Source organism: Streptomyces sp. H27-H5 (genome assembly GCF_026627505.1).
GTDB lineage: Bacteria > Actinomycetota > Actinomycetes > Streptomycetales > Streptomycetaceae > Streptomyces.
The window spans coordinates 24,969-32,686 of sequence record NZ_JAPNLK010000089.1 but is presented as its reverse complement, the minus strand read 5'-3'; the positions used below and the strand labels follow the sequence as shown (position 1 = coordinate 32,686).

Genomic DNA, 7,718 nt, shown 5'->3' with positions numbered 1-7,718 from the left:
CCGGACCCCCCCCCCCCCCGCCCCCCACCCCCACCCCCCGCCCGGCCCCCACCCCCAGCCCCGCCGGCGCTTGAGGCGCCCGGCGCAGCCGGGACCCGCAGCAGACGACAGCAAGGCGGCAGGCAGCAAAGCGCCAACCACCACCGCCCGGCCAGGGCACAGGCCAGGGCTACCGCTCCGCCACCACCCCGAACACCGGCACCCACACCCCCTCCGCCGCCTGCCGGAACGCCACCTCCAACGGCATCCCGACCCGCAACCCGGCCCCGCCCAACAGGGCCCCGGCCCCGGCCCCGCCCCAGCCGAGCACCGCCCCGCCGAGCACCGCCCCGGAGGACCCACCCCCGGAGGACCCGTCCCCGGACCGCACCAGCTCCGTCATCAGCCGCGGCCCCTCCTCTAGGTCCACCACCGCCGCCACGTACGGCACCCGCTCCCCGAACGGCGGCAGGTCGTTGCGGTGGATCACCGACCACGTGTACAGCACGGCCCGCCCCCCGGCCTGCTCCCACGTCACGCGCTCCTCGCCCGCCCAGCAGTACGGGCAGAACTCCCGCGGGTAGTGGTGGGCGCGCCCGCAGTCCGCGCAGCGGCGTACGAGGAGCCGGCCTTCCGCCGCCGCTTCCCAGTACGGGCGGGTGAAGTCGTCGACCTCGGGCAGGTCGTACCGGACCGTGTTCACAGGAAGAGTCCCATCGCCGCGTCGAGTGACCAGACCTGCCAGCCCATCGCGAACAGCGCGACGACCGAGATGAGCGCCATCATCGCGTTCTGCCCCTGCTCGGCCCAGTCGTGGATCATCAGCACGAGGTAGAGCAGGTTCAGCAGCAGTCCGCCGATCAGCGCCACGGGGGTCAGGAGGCCGAGCACCAGGCCCAGTCCGAGGGCGAGTTCCGCGTACACGACCACGTACGCCATGAGTTTCGGCCGCGGCCGGACGACCGTGTCGAAGCCGCCCTTCACGAAGCCCCACCGGTGCTTGCCGGCGACGTCGGCGGCCCAGGCGATGCCGGTGCCGCGTTCGAACCAGCCCTTCTTGTCCTTGTGCCGCCAGCTCTCCAGCCACCACAGGCCGAGGCCTATCCGGAGCACGGCTGTCCATTCGGCCCCGCTGAGCCAGATGGTCTGCATCGGCGTCCTCCACCCCTCTCGCGATCTGACGGTACGTCAGTTGAGCGGATCCGCACCGATCCCGCAAGGCCCCGCGCACCGAACCCCGCGAGGCCCGCGCACGGAACCCATGAGCCCGAACACAGGACCCCCACCCCACCCCCGTGATCGATCCGCAACCGTTTCCCTCCTCGTCCGAGACCCACCAACTCTGTGTGTCGATACGATCACTCCTCATGCCCGAAGCTCCCGACATGACCACCCACCCCCGCCCCACGTACGTGATCGGCGCCGGTCCCGGCGGCCTCGCCGTCGCCGCCGCCCTGCGCAGCCGCGGGGTCCGCGCCGTGGTCGTCGAGAAGTCCGACGCCGTCGGCTCCTCCTGGCGCCGCCACTACGACCGGCTCCGCCTGCACACCACGCGACGGCTCTCCGCACTGCCCGGCCTGGCCGTGCCACGTCGTTTCGGGCGCTGGGTCGCGCGCGACAACGTGGTGCGCTACCTGGAGAAGTACGCCGAGTTCCACCAGCTGGAGCTGGTCACCGGGGTCGAGGTGACGCGGATCGAGCGGGCCGCGGACGACTCCGGCTGGACCCTGCACGCCAGCGGCGGCCGGGAGCTGGCGGCCGGCGCCGTGATCGTGGCGACCGGCTTCAACCACACCCCCCGGCTGCCGGAGTGGCCGGGCCGGGACACGTACGGCGGGGAACTGCTGCACGCCGCCGACTACCGGAGCGCCACCCCGTACGCGGACCGGGACGTGCTGGTCGTCGGCGTCGGCAACACCGGCGCCGAGATAGCCGTGGACCTCGCCGAGGGCGGCGCCGCGCGGGTGCGGCTCGCCGTGCGCACCGCCCCGCACATCGTGCGCCGTTCCACCTGCGGCTGGCCGGCCCAGCGCACCGGGATCCTGGTGCGCCGACTGCCCGTACGGCTCGTGGACCGGCTCTCCGCGCTGGTGGCGAGGGCCTCCGTCCCGGACCTGTCGGCGTACGGGCTGCCCCGCCCCACCACCGGCCTCTACAGCAGGGTCCGGCAGGGCGCGATCCCGATCCAGGACGTCGGGCTGATCGACGCCGTCCGGTCGGGCCGGGTCGAACCGGTCGCCGCGGTGGACGCCCTCGACGGCGACGAGGTGGTGCTGGCGGACGGTACGCGGATCGCCCCGGACGCCGTGATCGCGGCGACCGGCTACCGGCGCTCCCTGGAGGGGCTGGTCGGCCACCTCGACGTACTGGACGGCCGGGGACGGCCGCGCGTGCACGGCGCCCGCACCCCCGCGCACGCGCCCGACCTGTACTTCACCGGCTTCACCAACCCCATCAGCGGCATGTTCCGCGAACTGGCGCTGGACGCCCGGAAGATCGCCAGGGCGGTGGCCCGGAAGGACCGCGCCCGCCCCTGAGCCCGCCCCGCACGACCCCGACCGCACCCCGCCCGAGGCCTCGCCGCAGCCCCCCACCGCAGCCCGCACCCAGGCCCCCGGCGGCCTCGGCCGAATCCCGCCTGGACCCGCGGTGGGGGGATCTGCCACCGTTCACCACATCACCTCCACCACCTTTCCTGCGCAGGCCTGTTCCTGACGGCGCGTCAGTTCAGTAATCTGACTACGCGTCAGTTGGCGCACCCACGTCGCGCATTCGCGTTGTGCGTTCATGAGTTCGGTTCATGGAGTTCATCGAGCAGGAGCGGGCGGAACGATGCTTGGATCTACTCACGGCACCCTCACCACCGACTTCCGCGCACGCGTCGAGGCCTGCGGGGAGACTCCCAGGACAGCCGTCCACTCCACGGCGGCGCCGTCCGCCGAGGACGCGGTCGCGCTGGACGTCAGCGGTCGACCCCTGTACGCCGAGGTGCCCGACCTGGACCGGTTCTTCCGGCCCGAGTCGGTGGCCGTCATCGGCGCCTCCGACGCCGAGGGCAGGCCGAACACCGGCATCACGCGGCAGCTCCTCGCCTGGGCGGAGCGGGTCGGCGCCCGGATCCACCCCGTCCACCCGACCCGCGCCACCGTCTTCGGGCTGCCGTGCCACGCCTCGGTGGCCGACCTGCCCGAGCAGGTGGACCTGGCGGTCCTGCTCGTCGGCGATCCGCTGCCCGTCATCGAGGAACTGGCCGAGGCCAAGGTGAAGTTCGCGGTGGCCTTCGCCTCCGGTTTCGCGGAGACGGGCGACGCCGGGGCCGCCGCACAGGCCCGGCTCTCGGCCGCCGTCGAACGCTCGGGGCTGCGCCTGCTCGGCCCGAACACCAACCTCAACGCCTTCGAGGCGTTCCGCGACGACCTCGACGGCCCGGCGATCGCGCTGATCACCCAGTCCGGCCACCAGGGCCGGCCCGTGTACACGCTCCAGGAGCTCGGCATCCGGCTCTCGCACTGGGCGCCGACGGGCAACGAGGCCGACCTGGAGACCTCCGACTTCATCTCCTACTTCGCGGAGCGGCCCGAGGTCGGCGCCATCGCCTGCTACGTCGAGGGGCTCAAGGACGGCCGGTCCTTCCTGCTGGCCGCCGACCGGGCCGCCCGCAACGGCGTGCCGGTCGTCGCGGTCAAGGTCGGCCGCACCGAGACGGGCGCCCGGATGGCCGCCTCCCACACCGGGAAGCTGACCGGCGCGGACACGGTCGTGGACGCGGCCATGCGCCAGTTCGGGGTGATCCGCGTGGACGGCCTGGACGAACTCCAGGACACCGCCGCCCTGCTGGCGCGGGCCCGCAAGCCGCTGGCGGACGGCGTGGTCGTGTACTCGATCTCCGGCGGCACGGGCGCCCACTTCTCCGACCTGGCCACCGAGGCGGGCCTGAGCCTGCCGACCCTGACGCAGGCCAAGCAGGACGAGCTGCACCAGTGGATCCCGGAGTACCTGAACGTCGCGAACCCCGTGGACAACGGCGGTCACCCCGTGGGCGACTGGCGCGGCCGCAAGATCATCGACGCGATCCTGGCCGACCCGTCCGTGGGCGTGCTGATCTGCCCGATCACCGGCCCGTTCCCGCCCATGAGCGACAAGCTCGCCCAGGACCTGGTGGACGCGGCCGAGCAGAGCGACAAGTTGATCTGCGTGATCTGGGGGTCCCCCGTCGGCACCGAGGAGGCGTACCGCACGACCCTGCTGGGCTCCTCCCGCGTCGCCACGTTCCGCACCTTCGGCAACTGCATCACCGCGGTGCGGGCCTACCTCGGCCACCACCGGTTCACCGCGTCCTACCGCTCCCCCTTCGACGAGGCACCGCGCACGCCCTCGCCCTCGTACCGCAAGGCGCAGGCCCTGATGCGTCCCGGCCAGCAGCTGAGCGAGCACGCGGCGAAGCAGTTGCTGCGGGCGTACGGGATACGGGTCCCCCGCGAGCAGTTGGTGACCAGCGCCGCGGCGGCCGTCCGGGCGGCCGGACTGGTCGGCTACCCGGTGGTGATGAAGGCCTCGGGCCCGCAGCTCGGTCACAAGACGGAGCTGGGGCTGGTGAAGATCGGCCTGACCTCCGCGAGCCAGATCCGCGACGCGTACCGGGAGCTGACGGACATCGCGCGCTACGAGAGCGTCCCGCTGGACGGGATCCTCGTCTGCCAGATGGTGGAGCGCGGCGTGGAGATGGTCGTCGGCGTCACCCGGGACGACCTCTTCGGGCCGACCGTCACGGTGGGCCTCGGCGGGGTCCTGGTCGAGGTGCTGCGCGACGCGGCGGTGCGGGTGCCGCCGTTCGGCGAGGACCAGGCGCGGGCGATGCTGACGGAACTGCGCGGCCATCCGCTGTTGGAGGGCGTACGGGGCGCCCCGCCGGCGGACGTGGACGCGCTGGTGGAGGTCGTCCTGCGGGTCCAGCGGATGGCGCTGGAGCTGGGCGACGTGCTCTGCGAACTGGACATCAACCCGCTGATGGTCCTCCCGCGCGGCCAGGGTGCGGTGGCGCTGGACGCGCTGGCCATCTGTCGCTGAACGGACGTTCGTCCCCCCGCCCCTCCCGAGCCCGGACCGACTGGAGCCCGTACCCCATGACCGCACCGGACATCGCGACCGCACCGGACGCCACGACCGCACCGGACGTCGACCGGCTCGTGCTGCACCGCACCGAGAACGGCGTCTCCTGGATCACCCTGAACCGCCCCGAGGCCATGAACGCCGTCACCAGGGAGCAGCGCGAGCGCGTCATCGCGCTGCTCGACGCGGCCTCGTGCGATCCCGCCGTCCGGGCCGTGGTCGTCACCGCCACCGGCAAGGGGTTCTGCGCCGGGGCGGATCTGCGCGGGGGTCCCGCCGCCGGCGAGCGGATCGCGGGGGACGTGGCCCGGATGATCCGGCTGGGGGCACAGCGGCTGATCACGGCGGTCCTCGACTGCGAGAAGCCGGTGATCGCCGCCGTGAACGGCACGGCCGCCGGGATCGGCGCCCATCTGGCGCTGGCCTGCGATCTGGTGATCGCGGCGGAACCGGCCCGGTTCATCGAGGTGTTCGTGCGCCGCGGGCTGGTCCCGGACGGCGGGGGCGCGTACCTGCTGCCGAGGCTGCTCGGCCCGCAGAAGGCCAAGGAGCTGATGTTCTTCGGGGACGCCGTCCCCGCCGCCGAGGCCGAACGCCTGGGTCTGGTCAACAAGGTGGTGCCGGCCGGGGCCCTGGAGGCGACGGCCCGGGAGTGGGCGGAGCGCCTCGCGCGGGGCCCGACCCGGGCCATCGCCCTGACGAAGCAGCTGGTCAACGCCTCGCTGGACGGTGACCGGGCGACCGCCCTGGCCGCCGAGGCCACCGCCCAGGAGATCAACATGACCACCGCCGACGCGAACGAGGGCGTGGCTAGCTTCGTGGAGCGCCGCACCCCCAAGTACCTCGGCCGCTGAGGACCGGCCCAGGGCCGCGGCGAAGGATCACGCCCGGGGACTACATCTGCGGGTCGGGCTTCAGCAGGGCGAACATCGCGCCCGCGGGGTCGGTGAGGAAGGCGATCCGGCCGACGCTCGGCACGTCGGCGGGCGGCATCAGGACCGTGCCGCCGTTCTCGGTGGCCTTGGCGACGATGCCGTCGACGTCCGGCGCGTTGAAGTACGGCACCCAGCCCGTCGGCCCTCCGCCCTGCGAGGGGGCGACGCCGCCGAACGAGCCGTCCTGCTGGTCCCCGTCGGCGATGCTGAGCACGCGGTAGGTCATCTCGGGCGTCGCCTGCATCGCCGCGTGCCGCCAGCCGAACACGCCGTGGTAGAAGGCGATGTCCCGGGCCGGGTCCGGCACGTGGAGTTCCACCCAGATGAGGCTGTGGGGGGCGGAGCCCACCTCGAAGCCGGCGGTCCGGCCGGACTGCCACAGGGCGAACTCCGCGCCCTGCGGGTCGGTGGCCTGCGCCAGCCACCCCTGTCCCATGACGTCGGTGGGCTCCATGCGGATCGTGCCGCCGCCGTCCTTGATCGCCTGGACGGTGGCCTGGATGTCGCGGGTGTCGAAGTGCACCATCCAGGCCGGCTTCGCCCCTTCCTCGGTGAGCGCGCCGATGGCGGCGACGGTCTTGCCGTCCAGCCGGAAGAACCCGTAGCCGCCGGCGTCGGGGCCGGCGGAGACGAACTCCCAGCCGAAGAGGGCGCCGTAGAAGGCCGCGTCCCTGGCGATGTCGGGGCTGCCGAGGTCGAGCCAGTTGGGCGAGCCGGTACGGAAATCGGTGCCGAGCATGAGGTTCCTCCTGGGTGGACGGGGCCGACGGGACGGGTGCCACGATGCCCAGCCCGCGTGGAACAGCCGGGCGTTCGAGTCCGCGCGAGGCGCCGGTTTCACCCGTACGGGGGCATTTCGCCCGTACGACACCGACCCGCCGCCCCCGACCGCCGCCCCGCCGACCCACCCACCGCCACGCCCGCCGGCCGGATCCGGCCGATCCCGCCCAAGCCTTCCTATCTGACGCTCCGTCAGCTTCAATCGTTCTGTGATGGGACACGCAGGGATGGCGGCCACCGTCGTCCGATACCTCAGGTCAGTGGGCTCCCCCACCTCTGCCGCGGCGGAGCCGGAACCCGTCAACACGCTGCCGCGCCCCGACCTGCGGGCCGTCGGCGAGGACGAGCGCGCGCCCGTCAGCCCCGCCGAGTTCCGGGCCGTGCTGTCGAACTTCGCCAGCGGGGTCACGGTCATCACCGCCCCGCCCGGCGCGGACGAGGACGGGCCGGCCGGTTTCGCCTGCCAGTCCTTCGCGTCGCTCTCCCTCGACCCGCCCCTGGTCACGTTCATGGTGGCCCGTACGTCGACCACCTGGCCGCGCATCGCCCGCGCCGGGGTGTTCTGCGTCAACATCCTGGGGGCCGAACAGGGCCGCCTGTGCCGGTCGTTCGCCGTGAGCGGCGCCGACAAGTTCGCCGGTGTGCCGCACCACCCGAGCCCCGTCACCGGATCGCCTCGGCTCGACGACGTGCCCGCCTGGATCGACTGCCGGATCCACGCCGTCCACACCGGCGGGGACCACCTCATCGTCATCGGCCGCGTCGAGGCCATGGGCGCGGACGGCGAGGGCGACCCCCTGCTCTTCCACAAGGGCCGCTTCGGCCGCTTCACGGACTGACGCGCCGGCCCGAAAGGGCCCGACCGGCGGATTCCCCGCCGGCCGGGCCCTTCGCCGTCCGCCTCACCCGTCCGCC

At 73.4% G+C, this 7,718-nt stretch carries 7 protein-coding genes; 4 read left to right on the top strand and 3 right to left on the bottom strand.

Features of this window, described 5'->3' with window-relative positions:
* Nucleotides 1–169 precede the first annotated feature (169 nt).
* Both OTB19_RS32970 and OTB19_RS32965 read right to left on the bottom strand, forming a co-directional pair.
* Nucleotides 170–682, bottom strand: coding sequence for a Zn-ribbon domain-containing OB-fold protein (locus OTB19_RS32970; protein ID WP_267802365.1), 513 nt, complete (start codon nt 680–682; stop codon nt 170–172).
* Nucleotides 679–1,131, bottom strand: coding sequence for a DoxX family membrane protein (locus OTB19_RS32965; RefSeq protein WP_267802364.1), 453 nt, complete (start codon nt 1,129–1,131; stop codon nt 679–681). Before OTB19_RS32965 ends, OTB19_RS32970 begins: the two co-directional genes overlap by 4 nt.
* A gap of 215 nt (nt 1,132–1,346) precedes the next feature.
* Here OTB19_RS32965 and OTB19_RS32960 point away from each other — a divergent pair, with 215 nt between their 5' ends.
* From OTB19_RS32960 to OTB19_RS32950, 3 genes are all read left to right on the top strand, one after another.
* The gene (locus OTB19_RS32960; RefSeq protein WP_267802363.1) at nt 1,347–2,516 is read left to right on the top strand and encodes a flavin-containing monooxygenase; all 1,170 of its coding nucleotides are present in this window, start codon (nt 1,347–1,349) and stop codon (nt 2,514–2,516) included.
* Nucleotides 2,517–2,811: 295 nt separating this feature from the next.
* Nucleotides 2,812–5,046 (top strand): acetate--CoA ligase family protein, encoded by a 2,235-nt coding sequence (locus OTB19_RS32955; RefSeq protein WP_267802362.1) that lies wholly within the window; start codon nt 2,812–2,814, stop codon nt 5,044–5,046.
* Nucleotides 5,047–5,102: 56 nt separating this feature from the next.
* Nucleotides 5,103–5,942, top strand: a complete 840-nt coding sequence (locus OTB19_RS32950) for an enoyl-CoA hydratase/isomerase family protein (RefSeq protein WP_267802361.1) — start codon at nt 5,103–5,105, stop codon at nt 5,940–5,942.
* Nucleotides 5,943–5,982: 40 nt separating this feature from the next.
* Here OTB19_RS32950 and OTB19_RS32945 read toward each other — a convergent pair whose 3' ends face one another.
* Nucleotides 5,983–6,762, bottom strand: coding sequence for a VOC family protein (locus tag OTB19_RS32945; protein ID WP_267802360.1), 780 nt, complete (start codon nt 6,760–6,762; stop codon nt 5,983–5,985).
* Nucleotides 6,763–7,030: 268 nt separating this feature from the next.
* On the opposite strand from OTB19_RS32945, the gene OTB19_RS32940 reads away from it, so the two are divergent.
* A complete protein-coding gene (locus OTB19_RS32940; RefSeq protein WP_267802368.1) occupies nt 7,031–7,642 on the top strand; it encodes a flavin reductase family protein in 612 nt (203 codons plus the stop codon).
* The last annotated feature ends 76 nt before the right edge of the window (nt 7,643–7,718 follow it).

Coding starts and splice junctions, on each gene's coding strand:
- OTB19_RS32965 (WP_267802364.1), bottom strand. CDS start 1,131: ATGCAGACCATCTGGCTCAGCGGGGCCGAATGGACAGCCGTGCTCCGG.
- OTB19_RS32960 (WP_267802363.1), top strand. CDS start 1,347: ATGCCCGAAGCTCCCGACATGACCACCCACCCCCGCCCCACGTACGTG.
- OTB19_RS32955 (WP_267802362.1), top strand. CDS start 2,812: ATGCTTGGATCTACTCACGGCACCCTCACCACCGACTTCCGCGCACGC.
- OTB19_RS32950 (WP_267802361.1), top strand. CDS start 5,103: ATGACCGCACCGGACATCGCGACCGCACCGGACGCCACGACCGCACCG.
- OTB19_RS32945 (WP_267802360.1), bottom strand. CDS start 6,762: ATGCTCGGCACCGATTTCCGTACCGGCTCGCCCAACTGGCTCGACCTC.
- OTB19_RS32940 (WP_267802368.1), top strand. CDS start 7,031: ATGGCGGCCACCGTCGTCCGATACCTCAGGTCAGTGGGCTCCCCCACC.